Genomic DNA, 16,282 nt, shown 5'->3' with positions numbered 1-16,282 from the left:
GAGGATTAACCCCCAACGCATATGCGCAGCAACTTAATGCTGCTTAAACGGGTGTCTACTTTAGTCGGGCCATTCCAAACTTCCAGCTTCTCGCTTCAAGCTTTCAGCTTTTAGCGCGATGGCAAAATAACATCATCAAACAGCTGGTCGCGTTCTTCGGCGGTTTTCAGCGCTATGGCTTTATCTACCCGTTCACGGGTGAGGTGCGGCGCAAAGCGTTCCATAAAGTCATACATATAGCTGCGCAAAAAAGTCCCTTTACGAAAGCCAATCTTAGTGGTGCTAGACGAGAACAGATGGCTGGCATCTATGGCCACCAGATCCGCATCTTGAATCGGGTCCACCGCCATGCTGGCCAATACCCCTATGCCAATGCCTAAGCGCACATAAGTCTTGATCACGTCCGCATCTGTGGCGGTAAACACCACCTTGGGCTCAAAGCCGGCCTTATTAAAGGCGATGTCTAATTCGGAGCGGCCGGTAAAGCCAAATACATAAGTAACCAATGAATAATGAGCGATATCGGCAATACCAGGTTTATCTATGTCCGCTAAAGGATGGTCTTTGGGCACCAAAATACAGCGGTTCCAGTGATAACAAGGCAGCATGATCAAGTCTTGATACAAGTGCATAGCCTCGGTGGCAATGGCAAAATCCGACGAGCCTTTGGCCACCGACTCGCTAATTTGCGTGGGCGTACCTTGGTGCATATGCAAAGAGACTTTGGGGTAGCGTTTAATAAAACCTTGAATGACCTTAGGCAAAGCGTAGCGCGCTTGAGTATGAGTGGTGGAGATATTGAGCGAGCCTTGATCCGGATGCGTATGCTGGCTGGCTACCGCTTTAATGCTTTCGACCTTGCCCAGTATTTCGCTAGAAATACGGATAATATCCACCCCCGCCGGCGTGACTCTTGTTAGATGCTTACCGCTGCGCTCAAACACTTGTATGCCCAGCTCATCTTCGAGCATGCGCACTTGCTTACTAATGCCAGGTTGCGAGGTATACAGACTCTCGGCAGTAGCAGACACATTCAGATTATGGTTGGCAACTTCAACTATGTAACGCAACTGCTGCAGTTTCATTAGGCATCTCACATTAGGGTGGCGACAAACCAAGTAAGTTTACCAGATCTAAGAAATAATTTCTCTGGCAGGGTCCTTAATAACTATAAGTTATATAGAAAATGGATATAAAATCAACACACACGCTCATTTCGCGACACGCATTAGCCAAAACCCGCCGACTGGGGTACCATTTCTTTTTACCTCTTACCCTAACCGAGCCGCCCATATATGACGCTGACCCTGATCCTCATAGCCATAGGCGCCCTGCTTTTTTTGGTCATTATTTACAACATGATGCAGCAGTATTGGAATAAGCAAGAAGCAGAAAAACGTACGCTTTTGCTTAAACACAAAAATATCATCAATGAAACCGATGAATTGCTGTTAAACGCCAGCCAATTGCCGTTTAGCAAGGCCTTAGTGCTCACTCTTTACCAGCGCATTCAGTACAGCTTGCAGACGATGCAGCAGCAAGACCCCACTAATCTGCAGGTAAAAACCCGTCGAGCCAATATCGACCAGCAAATTAGCCAAGTAAAAGAACATTACCAAATGGAGCATACCGCGCTTAAAGCACCGGACTCCGATCAGCAAGCTATTCAAATTCTGCAAATAGTGAAGCGACTGCGCACCGTGCTGCGCCTCGAACACAATAAAGGCAAAGTAGGTAATCAGATTTTTGTGGTTGAAGATAGGCGCTTAGAGCTTATCCGCTTAAAGGTTAATCTGATTAACCTCGCCAAGCGCGCGGGGGCAGCACTGGTTAATCGCGATAACAATACCGCGCAGCAAATGTTGAAAAAAGGCCTGATGGTGCTGGATCAAATTGCAGATAAAGATGAACAATTGAAAAGCATAGAAGCCAGTATGCAACAGCGTTTGAGTGAGATAACCAGCAGCCAACAGCAAGTCGAGCAAGAGCAAAAAATTCGTGAAGAAGAAAGTGAAAAGTCAGAGCTTGACCAACTCTTTGAACCAAAGAAAAAATGGTAACAGCCATGCTCAGCCTCGACGAGACCATCGGCAATTTAGACTTTTTTTTAGCCGAGCTTGAGCAAGGCATGCTTGATCATGGCTTAGCACTGCGCTTAGGTCCCATGGATCATATTTGCTATCGTGCCGCCAGTAATCAAGAGTATCTCGACTTGCAAGAGCGCTTAGCTCCCTTTGGTCCGCTATTAATAGAGGGCATGATAGGCGGGCGTCCTATCAGCACCTTTAAGCTCAATCACTCCATCCCCAGCGCCTTTGGCCCTATCCCTTGCTTAGAATTAGCCGCGCCCAAAGCAGGCAAGCTACATACGCTTGGCCTTGAGCACGGCGAAATAGTGGTGCCCAGTCTCACCCAATTACTCAGTGATTACCCTTGGGTGCCCTTCAACCGCACCGGCTTAACCCACTCTGCCCCAGAGCTGACCTTGAGTATGGGCACCTACCAAATCAAATTTCACAGCCAAAGCCTAGCCGACACCATAGCCATTGAGATTGCCAGTAACCAAGTGATCTCTGTGCCGGCGGATTACTTCACTCATTAGGTTAAATGCCTAGTGTCTGAGACCCGAGTATTGTGTGGCAACCTCAACGTAAGCCCTGCCGTCACCAGTAATACCAACATGCTGCCGAGCATCACACCGGGCAAGCCGGCCCATGTCCAAAACGGATACAAGTACACGCCGCCTAGGCTGGCGCCTAAATAATAAAACACTAAATACAATGAAGATGCTAAGGCGCGATGCTCAGTTACGCTGCGCCCTACCCAACTGCTGGCGCAGGCATGGGCCAAAAAGAAGGCAAAGCTGTCGACAAACAGCGTTAACAAAATAACCGGTAACTGGGGGCTAAGTAGCCCTAAGTTGCCGATGGCCATAATGGCAATCGCCGCTAATAAAGTTTGGCACAAACCAAAGCGTTGAATGAGCCAACCGCTAATGCTGGAGGCAAAAGTGCCTGCTAGGTAAGTTAAAAACAATAAGCCTAAGGCAGCACTGGCCAGCTGAATGGGCGGCGCCGACAGGTAAAAGGCCACATAGGTATATTGATTTAAAAACACCATAAAATTGAGCCCACCCACCAAATAAATGGGCCACAGCAGCGGGTTTTTAAGATGATTAACCAGTGCGCTCAAACCTTGGCCCTTGCCCGTTGGCACAAAGTGCTGTGACGCCGGCAGCCACTTTAAAACCCCTAGCCACAGCACCAAGCTTAACGTTGCTAGCACCATAAAACTGGTTTGCCATTGGCCACCCCACTGGGCCAATAAACCACCAAACACCCGCCCCGCTATTCCGCCTAATGAATTCGCTGCTATATAAACCCCTATGCTGGTGACCAAAGCTTTGGGCGTGAATTCCTCGCTCATATAGGCCACCGCCGTCGCCGGCAATCCAGCCAAGAAAAAGCCTTGTAACCCTCTTACTATCAACAAACTAGAAAACTGGCTCAACTGAGAAACGACCAGCCCCAGCACTAAGGCCACCAGCAAACAGCCCAACATCACGGGTTTGCGCCCTAATTGATCGGCTACGCTTGCCCAAAACAATAAGCCCAGCGCCAGCCCCAGCGTGGAGATAGATAACAACCAGGTCGCCGACAGCGGCGACACAGAAAAATCTATCGCCAACAAGGGCAATAACGGTTGGGCAAGATACAAATTAATAAACACCAGCATAGAGCCTAAGCCCAGAGCCAGCGTGGCCCGCCACCAAAGTTTGGTTTTCAGCTCTATCATGGATGACTCCTAATGATCAGCCTTGACCTTAGCGCGGACTTAAGCATAAATAAAATATATATAATTGATAAAAACAATAACTAGAATTTATAGACATCGCGCCCGGCGCCCAGCACCAAGCGCCCAGTTAAAAAGCAGAACTAAGAAGACACCGCAGAGACTAAAGCCTTTTTGCTACGAGAAGCACGGAACCCACGGAAAATAGTAATAAGATCTGAAAAGAAAATTTTATTGGGTAAGACCTAAACCCAATAACGGCGCCAAGCAAGGTTAAACAGAGGGGGCTCTTGTAGGCGAACACTTGTTCTGACATTACAACCCAGACGTAGCCTTTAACCGTTAAATCCATCCTGCTTCGCAGGGACCGCCGAAGTCCTCTTAGCTTAAGAGACGGGACGGACTACAAAACCGCAGAGACCGAGACTAAGGGCTTTCTCGCCACGACTCCTTGTTACGAGAAGCACAGAAGAACACGGAAAAATAGAGATCAAATCTGAAAGGTATTTTATTAGTAAGACCTAAGAGACAGATGAGGGGCCGAAGAGCTTGCTCTTGCCCATAAGGCCTCTTGGTACTTTTCGATCTGATCTCAGCCTAATTTTTCCTTGTTCTTCCGTGGGTTCCGTGGGTTCCGTGGCAAATTAGGTTTGGGGTTTAGATTTGGTTTAAGGTTATTTCGTCCGCTTTACCCTTCACTCTTTACCCTTCGCCTTTACAAGGCCTTAAAAGGATAAAATATGCTTGATGTGAAATGGCTTCGCCAATTTGCTGCCGTTGCCGAAGCGGGCAATATTACCCGCGCAGCTCAGAGGCTTTATTTGGCTCAACCGGCGGTGAGCATGACCCTAAAAAAGCTGGAGCAACATTTGGGTGTGGCTTTATTTAGTCGCCAGCAAGGCCGCTTGCATCTCACCACAGAGGGCGAGCGTTTGTACCAGCACGCGCAACGTATTCTTAATGCACTCACCATGGCCGAGCAAGATATGGCGGCGCTGCAAAACCTTGATAGTGGCGAAGTCTGCATTGGCATCCCCAGCATGTTGGGCTCATTTTACTTTCCGCCGCTATTAATGGCGTTTAAGCATCAATATCCGGGGCTATCGATTAAGGTGATAGAAGCCGGCACCCAAGATGTACTAGCGAAGCTCTGCCAAGGTGAGCTGGGCTTAGGCATAGTGCTGACCGCATCTTTACCGCCCCAGCTCAGCGGCTTGCCGTTAATACGCGAAGAAATGGTGGCGGTAGTGAATCGTGATCATCCGGCGCGCAGACTACCCGTGATAAGCATGGCGGATTTTTTAGCCGAAGAATTGGCGTTATTTCGCTACGGCGTATTTCACCGAGAATACCTAGAAGCCATGGCAAAAAAGAGCGGCATCAAGCTGAACATTGGTTTTGAGAGCAATTTAATTCCGTTACTCAAAGCCGTGGTGCGCCAAGGCTTTGCCATTACCACCTTTTTACGCATGGTGATTAAAGACGATCCCGACTTGTTTGCCATTCCCTTTAGCGAGCCTTATTTTCTCGACTTATGTTTGGCTTGGCCCAATAACCGCCCGCTATCCCGTGCCGAGCAGGCGTTTGTGGAGTTTATGCAGCAGCAAAATATCTAACTAGCGCCAGAATGCCTAACCAATGCCATAAAAGCGTCGAGTAAAGACTATTGGCTCGCGTTTTCCTGAGTCAACTTGTTGAGTTCGTTACAAGCCACACTGACAGGTCGCACTTTACAGAAGCCAATTCAATTGTTATAACATAACGATAAATTCAACATAAGTTCCAAACGGAGTTTGCTATGAAAGCTAAATTTTGTCTGTTCGCCCTGCCTTTGTTGCCACTGTCGGTATTGGCCGCCCCCTTGCCCGATGCTCACGAGTCAGGTGTTCATCAAGAAGGTGCTCACCAACATGGCTTAGGTAGTTTGAGTCTGGCCTTGAACGAGCAACAGCTGATATTAGAGTTACACGCGCCCGCCGCCGATATAGTCGGTTTTGAGCACGCGCCACAAAATATCGAACAAGAGCAACAGCAAACCGCGGCATTTAAACGCGTACAAGATGCGAATTTATTGTTCACCCTGCCCAAGCAGGCCGAGTGTACTTTTATTGAGAGCAAGCTTATCGATCAAGATGAAGATGAACTCAACGAACACGAAGACAATCATGAGGCTAAGGCAGATAACCATAAGGCTAAATCAACCGGAGCCGATGAACACCAAAACGCAGCGCATGACCATGACCATGACCATGACCATGACGAGCATGGACACAGCGATGTGTTAGTACAATATCACTATCAGTGCCTGCAACCGCAGGCGTTAACAAGTTTAGATACTCAGTTATTTGAGCAGTTTGCTAGCTTCAATAAGATTGAGCTACAAGGCATCATAGCTAACAGTCAGGTAGCGGCCACCTTAAGCCAAGAACAAACTCGTGCGGCTTGGTAACCCAAGATGAAGGCACTTATTACCATTAATAATCTTGAGTTTGCTTGGCCCGGTCAGGCACCTTTGCTACAAATCCCACACTTTGAGTTAGCCAAAGGTGAGTCGGTATTTATCAAAGGGCCCAGTGGTAGCGGCAAAAGTACCCTGCTGGGCTTGTTGGCCGGTATTCAAGTGGCCAATCAAGGGCAATTACAGTTTTTAGGCCGCGACTTATCGCGGCTTTCGGCCCGAGCGCGGGATCAAGTGCGAGCCGATCATTTAGGCTATATTTTTCAGCAGTTTAATTTACTGCCTTTTTTATCTGTTATTGAAAACGTGTGCTCGGCGCTGATCTTTTCTCGCCATAAACGCGCCCGACTCACTCAAGCTCCCACCGCCGAGGCTGCACGCTTGTTGCACGAGTTACAGCTGGCACCTGAGCTGTGGCAGCAACCGGTGCATAAACTCAGCATCGGCCAACAGCAAAGAGTCGCGGCGGCGCGCGCCTTAATGGGTAGCCCAGAGTTAATTATTGCCGACGAACCTACCTCCGCCTTGGATGCAGACAGCCGCAGTGCTTTTATGGATTTATTATTTAAAGAATGCCGACGCCAAGGCAGTAGCTTAATTTTTGTGAGTCACGACCCAACGCTTGAACCGCTGTTTGAGCGGGTACTGTCTCTGTCCTCTATAAATAAGTCTTCTCTAAATAAAGCTTCTCTAAACAAGGCTGCTCTCAATAAATCTGCACTTAATGAGGCCCCATTATGTTAATTCTCGCGCTAAAGAGTCTGTGGGCGAGGCGCCTCACCGCCGGCTTAACCCTCATGGCCATCGCCATTAGTGTGCTGCTGCTGTTGGGAGTTGAAAAAGTGCGGGTGGAGCTAAAAGATAGCTTCTCTCGTACCTTATCAGGCACGGATTTAATTGTGGGTGCCCGTACCGGTCAAATAAACCTATTGTTGTATTCGGTGTTTCGCCTCGGCAACCCCACCAATAACATCAGTTGGGATAGTTATCAGCGTATTAAAAAGCAGTCGGGTATTGCCTGGACAATTCCGATCGCCTTGGGGGACTCTCATCAGGGGTTTCGGGTGTTGGGCACCAATCAAGACTACTTTAAGCACTACGCGTATGGGCGCCAGCAAGCATTGCAACTGGCCCAAGGGCGTGTCTTTAACAACACCTTTGAGGCCGTAATTGGCGCAGACGTGGCACGCACTTTAGGCTATCAGCTTGATGACTCACTGATTATTGCCCACGGTGCCGGCAACACTTCTTTTAGTTTGCATGACGACTTGCCCTTTACCTTGGTCGGTATCTTAGCGCCCACGGGCACGCCGGTAGATAAAACCGTGCATGTACGCTTAGATGGGCTAGAAGCCATTCATCTGGGCTGGGAAACGGGCCGTAAAACGCTTAATCTGTCTGCAGAACAGGCACTAGTGCAAGACTTAACGCCTAAGTCCATTACCGCCTTTTTAGTGGGCATGCACAATAAGGTGCAAGTGTTTGGTTTGCAGCGCGCCATTAATAATTATCGCGCCGAGCCCTTATCGGCCATCTTGCCCGCTGCGGCTTTGCATGAGTTATGGGGCTTACTGAGCATGGCGGAAAAAGCCATCGCCTTTATTGCCGTGTTTGTGGTGATCGCAGGCTTGCTTGGCATGTTAACCACCTTGCTCGCCGGTTTATCGGCACGACGCCGAGAGCTGGCCATTTTACGTGCTCTGGGAGCAGGGCCTAGGCATTTGTTTGGTTTACTCATTTTGGAAGCGTTATTATTGACGGCGCTGGGTATTAGCCTCGGACTCGCACTCTTATATGGGGCACAGTTAAGCTTGGCACCTTGGCTACAAGCGCAACACGGTTTACTGCTCCCCCTTGGCTGGCCAAGTATAAGTGAGTGGCGTTTAATTGGCCTCACCTTACTGGCGGGCTCTGTAATGGGCATGCTGCCCGCGCTGCGCGCCTATTTTTATTCACTGCACGACGGCATGAGTATCGATCACTAATGAAAGCGTATTTAGCCATGGCGTTTACCGCGCTTATGATAATCAGCAATCCCATGTGGGCCAATGTGTCTAAAGATACGGCTTACAAAGAATTAGAATGGGATGATTTGATCCCTCTAAGTGAGCAGCTTAATCCGCCGCCTTTTCCCGAGGTAGACCATAACGATGAGTTTGCCATCCCTAAGCAACCTATCGGTAAGGTAGTAGAAGGCTTAAATGGCACTCCAGTCCGCTTGCCCGGTTTTGTGGTGCCGCTGGAGGGCGATAGCCATGAGATCACCGCCTTTTTATTGGTGCCCTACTTTGGCGCCTGTATTCATGTGCCCCCGCCCCCTACCAACCAAATTGTCTATGTAGCCTACCCAGAGGGTGCCAAGGTTGATGACTTATGGAATGCGGTGTGGGTAACCGGCACCTTACAAACCACGGCCGCCAGCCATGAAATGGGCGATGCCGCGTATTCCCTCACCGCCACCAGCGTCACCCCTTATGAGCGACCTCATTAATTAGGTCATGGGGCTATAAAAGATGCGAGCTGGATAGGTTTTTCCCTTCGTAGTGTGCCCACTTGTTCGGCACTGTGTTGGCTTAGATTTTGTCCTAGCTAGGTGTCGGACGCTTTAACCCGTTCCGCCTGCGGCGAAATGCGAGAGCAAGCGTTCGCCTACAAGATAAAAAAGAAGCTGAGGGCTTACCGCTCCTCAAGGAGGTTTCTGTTATAATCGCGCCCTGATCCCTTTCGTCCCTTTGCTATTAAATGACTGCTCGTTTGATTTTAGCCCCCATGGAGGGGGTATTGGATCACTTAATGCGCGATTTACTGACCCGCATTAATCCCTTCGACTTATGTGTGACCGAGTTTATTCGCGTGGTCGATATGCGCTTGCCATCGCGAGTATTTCATCGCCTGTGCCCAGAATTGCACCAAGGCTGTAAAACCCCCAACGGTACGCCGGTGCGCATTCAACTGTTGGGCCAAGAGCCTGATTGGCTGGCAGAAAATGCCGATCAGGCCTGTTTATTAGGTGCTCAAGGCATAGATCTTAATTTTGGTTGCCCGGCTAAAACCGTGAATAAAAGTCGCGGCGGCGCTTCCCTGTTGGCCGACAGTGAGCAGTTATATCGCATCGCTAAAGCGGTGCGCGCCGCCGTGCCCGCCCATTTGCCAGTGAGCGCCAAAATTCGCTTAGGGTTAGAAGACAGAGACAGCTACTTAGAAAACAGCCAGGCACTGGTAGAAGGCGGCATTACTGAGCTGGCCGTGCATGCGCGCAGTAAGAAAGACGGCTATCGCCCGCCGGCCTATTGGCCCATGGTGGCCGATATTCGCGCGGCCTTAAGCATTCCGGTGGTGATTAACGGCGAGATCTGGAATAGCGAGCAGGCCTTACTTGCTCAAACACAAAGTGGCTGCACGGACGTAATGCTCGGCCGCGGTGCCCTAGCCTTGCCAAACTTGGCGGCCACCATCAAGCACAAGGTCGCCCCCATGAGCTGGGCACAAGTGTTGGCGCTGCTATTAGATTATTCGGCGCAAGAGATAGAAGGTGATAAAGGCGAGTATTACCCGAACCGCATCAAGCAATGGTTAAGCTACTTAAAAATCCAATATCAGCCCGCTCATGATCTGTTTGGCCACATTCGCACCTTAAAACACACCGACGATATTCGTCGCACGCTTGCTTCACTCTAGCGACACTCTTGCTGACCTTTGATTTGCGTCATGCTGCGAAGCAAGATGGCCACCTATAATGATGCCCATTTCAGCTTTTAGGAATCAATTATGAGCAGCAAACTAGAGTCTCGACTGGAAGAGCGCCTAAAGGCGGAGGCTTCAATGCGCAGGCACGCTTTTTTGCAGGCGGTGCAGGCGTTAGATAGTGATTTGGCAGGCCAGCTTAGCGATTTATCCCCCGATGAATGGGCCGACCAAGCCGCATTGGCGGTGTGGCCCCAGCTAGAGCCCCATATAAAGCAGCTTAAACAAGTAGACGCGGCCCTGTGCCAGCAACAATTAGGCTTATACGGGTTATGCAGCGATTGTGAAGATGAGCTCAGCCGCGAGCAGTTATATCAAGACCCCTGTCGCCAGCGCTGCAGCCTGTGCCACAGCAAGCACCTAAATAGCCAACCCGCGAGTTGGAAGCTTTGATAGCAGCGCCCAGCACCAAGTGCCCAGCTAAATAAGAACGAGAGGTGTGAATGGTGAATGGTGAATGGTGAATGGTGAATGGTGAATGGTGAATGGTGAATAAAGATTAATTGCTAACACTTTGAATTGATAACAAAAAGCCGGCTTGCGCCGGCTTTTAAGTTTCTAAATTAGCTTAAAGCGAATTTAGAAATTATATTGAATACCCATACCGTAGACGTCGTCTTTATTAACAACATCTAAGTTATCATCCAATGTTTCGGAGTCTGAAATTACATATTCAGCATATAACTTAGCCTTTGGCGTCAACGCGTAGCGCACACCAACGGTAGTGGTATCAATGCTATCCCACTTGAAGTTATTAAACCCTATAGCATCAAAGTCCAGTTCTGCCTTTTCTTTTGAGTACTGGGCAAACATGGTCCACGCATCTACATTATATTCGGCGTGTAACTCGTAACCTTTAGTGTCCAGCTTGCTAATGGAGTTTTCAAGCGCCTGCTCGGTGTACAAAGCGGCGAAGTAGAAACCATCGACAGTGTAGTTCACACCGGTAATCCAAGCATCTAGCTCGTAGTTATCTTCACCAACAAGACCTAGATCAAAATCACCAAATTTTTGCTGTTCGTAGGCTGCAACCACACCCAGACCCATTGGAGCTGTGTAACCGGCAGATACGGACCATTGGTTTTTCTTACCAGTATTACCGTCTTGCTTATTATCATCAGCAAAGGCGTAACCGGCACGTAGATCAACGCCATTCTCGGCGTAGGTCAACAGTACTTGGTCATCAACCTTGTCATTAACGGCTGCTTTATAGCCTAATGAATCAGTTACATCACCAATAGCACCACCGTAAGCTGCGGTACCGCCGTAAATATCCAGTATATCAGTGTAATCAAGTGCTTGAGCGTACGGATCCAAGCTGCGACCGAAAGTCAGCTCAGTAGTGTCAACAAAACGGAAACCCGCCCATGCATAACGACTTTTGAGAGACTTACCATCACTTGCACCATCAGAATCGCCATCACCTTCAGTAATTGCGGTCCACTCCAGCTTACCAATCAGGTCAACATCATCGTTCAGTAAATATTTTGCATTCACGCCCAAACGTGCTTCGCCGTCACCACCAAAACGTTCGGCTTTATCTGCTTTAGCTTCAGCAAAGCCACCTTGGTAATCACGCTTGCCGGCTTCATATTGAATACGACCGTAGATATCAACCTGAGAGCCTTCCTCAGAGTAAACTGTTACGGCACTGGCAGAAGTTGCGAACAGTGCAGGAATCATCATAGCTAAAATTGTTTTTTTCATTTTTTTATATGCCTACTGTTGTGATTAAACACTAAGTCTTTGTTTTCCCTGTGTTAGCAACGTCTTGCGTTACTATGGATAGCAGACTAACACCGCTATTTTGGGCTTGCAACCAAATCAATGGGAACTTTTTGTGACAAAAATACTCATCTAGCAGCAATTGTGAGCCGCCCCTCATTTTCTCAGATCGCCGGCGGCTAGCCATTTTAGGGGCATTTGCTCTTTATTCTTAGGGAGGGGTAGTCGGTAGTCATTTGCTGATAAATGGCTTGCGTTGCTGATGCCACGCGGCTTTGCTGCGTTAGCAATACCGATTTATGGCAAATGGGCCTTCTTCATTCTTTGTACGCACAGCATGTTATAATCTGGGAGCAATCAATACCGGCTCGCTCGTTACGGGGCTTTTACCCAAACTTTTCTTTAATCACTCACTGCGCCTTGGCCATTCACTTTTATAAGCTAACCTAATGCCTCATTCCGATAAGCCTAACTCTGATAAGCCTAACTTTAATAATTCTAACTCTGATAATGCCAACGCTAATAAGCACAGCACTGATAACCACGGCACTAATAACCACTGTACTGATAACCACGGTACTGATACACGTCAAACAAATAAATCGAGTGGTGATTATCAAAGCCTAGTCCGCGATAATTATCGGCGTTTGAGTAAAGCCCTGCCCAACTTTAAGCCGCGGCGTGAGCAAAATTATCTGGTGGCAGAGATGAGTAAGGTGTTGTCTGGCCGCTACGATGCGGGGCGGCGTATTTTAGTGGCCGAGGCAGGGACGGGCATAGGCAAGTCATTGGCCTATTTACAGGCGGGAATTCCTTGGGCGCGGATGCAACAAAAGAAGTTGGTGATCTCTACCGCCACCTTGGCCCTGCAAGAGCAGTTAATTGAGAAAGACTTGCCGCTGTTTCATCCGCACTGTAAACCCAGCTTTAAATTTGCGCTTGCCAAAGGCCGTGCTCGCTACTGTTGTGCGCGACGCTTATCGGATCTGAGTGCAGGAGCTGCACAAACGCAAATGTTTGATCCGGGTTCGTTCGAGCAAATGTTATCGGATAGCCACTTATTAAGCAGCGCGCCCTTAACCAAGAGCCAACAAAGCCAGTTGGCAAAAATGTGGCAAGCCTTGTGCGATGGCAGTTGGGCCGGCGACAAAGACAGTTGGCCCACCCCTATCGATAATGGGCTCTGGCAGCAAATACAGGCCGAGCGCCATAGCTGTCAGCCGATGCTCGGCCATCAAACTTGCCCCTTTCATAAGGCCCGCGCCGAGCTTGAGCAAGCGGATGTGATAGTGGTCAATCATGCTTTGCTGTTGGCAGATTTGAGCATGGGCGGCGGCATAGTTTTGCCCGAGCCTGAGCAGTGCCTCTATATATTGGATGAAGCCCATCATATTGCCAGTGTGGCCCGCGATCAGGGTTCGGCACGCTTGGCATTGCGCCAACTTAGGCGATCCTTGGAGCAATTTAATAAATGGCAGAGTAAGTTAAATGATGTGTTAGGTACTGATGGCCAAACCGCCATCGGGAAATTACAGCATGGCTTGGCACAGCTGATCCCAAGCCTAAACGAGCTTTATCGCCAGTTAATCTCGGCCTTGCAAAGAGGTGACCTCACGCCCGACGACCAAGGCTGTTTACGCTTTACCACAGGTGACCTGCCCTGCGGCCTCGATGAACCGTTAACGCGTTTAAAAGAAGACAGTTTAATTTTTTGTCGCGCGCTCAGCCCCATTAGCAGCCTGTTGGCAGAGCAGCTAAAAATTAACCCTAGTCAAGCGGCTGTGATTGAAGCGGCGTTGGCCATGGTAAGCCTGCAACTGTTACAAGCCGAGCAGCTGCGTGATGGCAGTGCTTTACTGCTTAAGCCTGCGCTGGCGAAGCAAACCCCGCCGGCCCGCTGGTTAGAGCTAGACGCTAAAGATAATAAAGAAGTGGTGCTGTGCGTCACGCCACTCGCAGTTGGCCACTTATTAGAGCAATGGTGTTGGTCACGCGCAGCGGCCGTGATCATGGTATCGGCTACCTTGACCGCACTGAATGACTTTGGCTATTTTCGCCGCAGTGTGGGATTGCGTGCCGACGATGGCAGCCAATATTTACGGCTAAATTCGCCCTTTGATTATCAAAGCTCGCAGCTGATTATTCCGCCCTTGGCCTGTGAGCCCAGCAGCGCCCAGTTTGATGAACTGCTTGCCGAGCAAATCCCCTTGTGGTTAACAGACCAAAGCGCCAGCTTAGTGTTATTTTCATCCTATCGGCAAATGAACCAAGCCGCCGCCACCCTGCGCGCCCAAGGCCACTCGTTATTAGTGCAAGGCGAAGCCAGTCGCCAAGCCTTATTGCATTTGCACAAAGAAAAATGTGATGGAAAGCTGCCAAGCGTACTGTTTGGCACTGGCAGCTTTGCCGAAGGGCTGGATTTGCCGGGGCATTATCTAACTAATCTCATTATCACTAAGCTGCCTTTTGCCGTGCCCACCTCACCGGTAGAAGAAGCCATGGCAGAGTGGATCAGTCTGTGCGGCGGCAATCCGTTTATGCAATTAGCGCTGCCTGAGGCGTCGCGCAAGCTCATTCAGGCCTGTGGGCGTTTGCTGCGCAGTGAATCCGATGTAGGTCGCATCGTATTGTTAGACAAGCGACTCGTAACCAAACGCTATGGCCCAGCATTAATAGAAGCCTTACCCCCTTTTACGTTGAATATTGCAGCAAAATAGTAGATTTTGATCCTGACTATATATTCTGCGAGTGTTACTGATTGCGCTAGCCGACAGAAATTGCCACAATCTTCGGCTCAAATGACTATCTTAATCAATTGATTATGTTGCTCAACGACTATGTTCTTAATGTAAGCCTTCGCTCAACCACAGTTTATTTAGTGTTGAGTTTGGCGGCCTAAAATAATACTTACGGCTCAGGAGCCCAATTTGATGAACACACGTTTAACGTTTGCTGCCCTCGCCATCGCTGGCCTGTCTTTTGCCAGTCATGCGGCCACTATTAATACGCCTCAGCCTTATCAATTATTATTAGTAGATGGCGAAAAAACCAAGCATAGCGCGCTGAGCTCAGTGCACTCGGCCGAGGTGGGTGCGGGCAAGCATCAGTTTGTACTGGAATATGTGGCCGATTTTTCTACCCGCCAGAACATTCGTGTGATGGAAGGTGACCCCGTTATCATCAACCTAGAAACAGATGCGGATTCCGATCTAAGTCTGCAATATCAAAAGCCAAACAGTTACCAGCAGGCTCGTGAGTTTTTGCGCGACCAAGCGGCACAAATTACCGTAATTGATAAACGCACCGGTCAACCCGTGGCCGCTGAAATTTACACTATTCATCGCCCAGCCGGTTTAGATCTTACCCGTGGTATTCAAGATTATTTAAAAGAGAATAATAAAGCCTTTAGTGGTCGTACCGACGCCGCCGTCGCCGCAGCCGAAGCTAAGTTTGGTGCAGCGCCGGTAGATGCAGACTCTCTTGAGATGCTCAAGCACTGGTGGAGCACTGCCGATAAAGATACCCAACGTGCCTTCCAGATCTGGGCTATTCAACAGCAGTAAGTTTCTGTGAAGCGTGAGGGGTAAAGTGTGAAGAGGACAAGAAAAACACCGAATTTGAAAGTTTGATGTTTGTCTTCCCTTTTGCACCTCATCCCTCACTTTCTCATTAAAACGATGAATTTGGCTGCTTAAGGAAGGCTTGCTCTTCTGCACTCGACTCTCGGCCGAGTATCGCATTGCGATGGGGATAACGACCGAAGCGTTGAATAATATCGCGATGCGCCGTTTGATACTTTAAGCTGCTTTTTGCTCCCACTAGCTCACTTGTACTTTCACTTTCATTGCTCTGACTAGTCTGACTCGGATCTGCATTCTGAGTAAACAAGACTTGCGCCACCTCATGGATCTTAATTGATTCACTGTGCATAAACGGCATATACAAAAATACCCGCTGCTGTGGGCTAAGTTCTTGGTCGGCACCCGTGCGAATAGCCTCTTGCGCCAACACTAATGCCATACCATCACTGGCAAAGGCTTGGGGCTGGTCCCGATAAATATTTCGGGAAAACTGATCCAGTACAATAATTTCGCCTAAGCGCCCTTCGGCCGTTGCTCGCCATGCATATAACTCACCCGCACGGGCCTGTTGGTGTAACTCACCAAAGCGACGTGCAATTTTTTTATCCAGCGCTTTGTTCTTTTGCCACCACTGGGCGGGCTTAAGCTCTGTAAACCAGAATTCCAATATCGAATCAACCATAACTATCTCTCATCCTCTTCGAGGAACAATAAGCAGCCGTCAGCTAAGAAGATCAAAACCCAAGACCATATCTGCAACGAAACCCACAAAATCCACTAAAAGATCCACATAAGCAGAAGGGTATAACTGATGTGGAACAGAACTTTTTTTGCCACGGAAAAGAGCCCTCTTTGTTTACGAGAGTCACGGACGCAGTTCACGTACGACAAAAGATAAATGCCTTACTGATTACCAACAAAGCTCAGCCATGTTTCAGTAAACTAATCACCAATAAATTCAAAAAGTTACATGGAACGACTC

At 48.9% G+C, this 16,282-nt stretch carries 15 protein-coding genes; 11 read left to right on the top strand and 4 right to left on the bottom strand.

Annotation, left to right across the window (positions count from 1 at the left end):
- Positions 1 to 110 precede the first annotated feature (110 nt).
- Positions 111 to 1,085, bottom strand: coding sequence for an HTH-type transcriptional regulator CysB (cysB, locus tag ACEN2G_RS14105; RefSeq protein ID WP_442022622.1), 975 nt, complete (start codon positions 1,083 to 1,085; stop codon positions 111 to 113).
- Between the two features lie 210 nt (positions 1,086 to 1,295).
- On the opposite strand from cysB, the gene ACEN2G_RS14100 reads away from it, so the two are divergent.
- The gene (locus tag ACEN2G_RS14100) at positions 1,296 to 2,060 is read left to right on the top strand and encodes a DNA repair ATPase (RefSeq protein WP_442022620.1); all 765 of its coding nucleotides are present in this window, start codon (positions 1,296 to 1,298) and stop codon (positions 2,058 to 2,060) included.
- 5 nt (positions 2,061 to 2,065) lie between these two features.
- Complete coding sequence (locus ACEN2G_RS14095) at positions 2,066 to 2,602, top strand: VOC family protein (RefSeq protein ID WP_442022618.1); 537 nt, start codon at positions 2,066 to 2,068, stop codon at positions 2,600 to 2,602.
- On the opposite strand, the gene ACEN2G_RS14090 is transcribed toward ACEN2G_RS14095, so the two are convergent.
- Positions 2,599 to 3,795, bottom strand: a complete 1,197-nt coding sequence (locus ACEN2G_RS14090; RefSeq protein WP_442022616.1) for an MFS transporter — start codon at positions 3,793 to 3,795, stop codon at positions 2,599 to 2,601. The genes ACEN2G_RS14095 and ACEN2G_RS14090 overlap by 4 nt on opposite strands.
- 737 nt (positions 3,796 to 4,532) lie before the next feature.
- Between ACEN2G_RS14090 and ACEN2G_RS14085 the strand changes: the two genes are divergently transcribed.
- The 7 genes from ACEN2G_RS14085 (at position 4,533) to ACEN2G_RS14055 (ending at position 10,387) form a co-directional block, all read left to right on the top strand.
- Entirely contained in the window at positions 4,533 to 5,408 is an 876-nt protein-coding gene (locus ACEN2G_RS14085) for a LysR family transcriptional regulator (RefSeq protein WP_442022614.1), read from the top strand.
- Between the two features lie 182 nt (positions 5,409 to 5,590).
- Positions 5,591 to 6,241 carry a ZrgA family zinc uptake protein gene (locus ACEN2G_RS14080; protein ID WP_442022612.1) on the top strand — a complete coding sequence of 217 codons (651 nt, stop codon included), beginning with the start codon at positions 5,591 to 5,593 and terminating at the stop codon, positions 6,239 to 6,241.
- Positions 6,242 to 6,247: 6 nt separating this feature from the next.
- Positions 6,248 to 6,994, top strand: coding sequence for an ABC transporter ATP-binding protein (locus ACEN2G_RS14075; RefSeq protein WP_442022610.1), 747 nt, complete (start codon positions 6,248 to 6,250; stop codon positions 6,992 to 6,994).
- Positions 6,988 to 8,235 (top strand): ABC transporter permease, encoded by a 1,248-nt coding sequence (locus ACEN2G_RS14070; RefSeq protein ID WP_442022608.1) that lies wholly within the window; start codon positions 6,988 to 6,990, stop codon positions 8,233 to 8,235. Before ACEN2G_RS14075 ends, ACEN2G_RS14070 begins: the two co-directional genes overlap by 7 nt.
- A gap of 53 nt (positions 8,236 to 8,288) precedes the next feature.
- Positions 8,289 to 8,741 carry a DUF3299 domain-containing protein gene (locus ACEN2G_RS14065; protein ID WP_442022624.1) on the top strand — a complete coding sequence of 151 codons (453 nt, stop codon included), beginning with the start codon at positions 8,289 to 8,291 and terminating at the stop codon, positions 8,739 to 8,741.
- 251 nt (positions 8,742 to 8,992) lie between these two features.
- The gene (locus ACEN2G_RS14060; RefSeq protein WP_442022606.1) at positions 8,993 to 9,928 is read left to right on the top strand and encodes a tRNA-dihydrouridine synthase; all 936 of its coding nucleotides are present in this window, start codon (positions 8,993 to 8,995) and stop codon (positions 9,926 to 9,928) included.
- Between the two features lie 90 nt (positions 9,929 to 10,018).
- Positions 10,019 to 10,387 carry a transcriptional regulator, TraR/DksA family protein gene (locus ACEN2G_RS14055; protein ID WP_442022604.1) on the top strand — a complete coding sequence of 123 codons (369 nt, stop codon included), beginning with the start codon at positions 10,019 to 10,021 and terminating at the stop codon, positions 10,385 to 10,387.
- A 186-nt stretch (positions 10,388 to 10,573) separates the two neighbouring features.
- Here ACEN2G_RS14055 and ACEN2G_RS14050 read toward each other — a convergent pair whose 3' ends face one another.
- Positions 10,574 to 11,701, bottom strand: coding sequence for a porin (locus ACEN2G_RS14050; protein ID WP_442022602.1), 1,128 nt, complete (start codon positions 11,699 to 11,701; stop codon positions 10,574 to 10,576).
- 467 nt (positions 11,702 to 12,168) lie between these two features.
- On the opposite strand from ACEN2G_RS14050, the gene dinG reads away from it, so the two are divergent.
- On the top strand, positions 12,169 to 14,436 hold the full coding sequence (gene dinG / locus ACEN2G_RS14045; RefSeq protein WP_442022600.1) for an ATP-dependent DNA helicase DinG: 2,268 nt from the start codon (positions 12,169 to 12,171) through the stop codon (positions 14,434 to 14,436).
- A gap of 213 nt (positions 14,437 to 14,649) precedes the next feature.
- Positions 14,650 to 15,282, top strand: coding sequence for a YccT family protein (locus ACEN2G_RS14040; RefSeq protein ID WP_442022598.1), 633 nt, complete (start codon positions 14,650 to 14,652; stop codon positions 15,280 to 15,282).
- Between the two features lie 106 nt (positions 15,283 to 15,388).
- Here the strand turns inward: ACEN2G_RS14040 and ACEN2G_RS14035 are convergent, their stop codons facing one another.
- Positions 15,389 to 15,982 carry a DUF924 family protein gene (locus tag ACEN2G_RS14035; RefSeq protein WP_442022596.1) on the bottom strand — a complete coding sequence of 198 codons (594 nt, stop codon included), beginning with the start codon at positions 15,980 to 15,982 and terminating at the stop codon, positions 15,389 to 15,391.
- Positions 15,983 to 16,282: the final 300 nt, after the last annotated feature.

Origin of the sequence: Oceanisphaera sp. W20_SRM_FM3 (assembly GCF_052119705.1) — a bacterium.
Taxonomy (GTDB): Bacteria; Pseudomonadota; Gammaproteobacteria; order Enterobacterales; family Aeromonadaceae; genus Oceanimonas.
The sequence above is the reverse complement of the archived record's forward strand: the minus strand, read 5'-3'. Positions and strand labels throughout refer to the sequence as shown.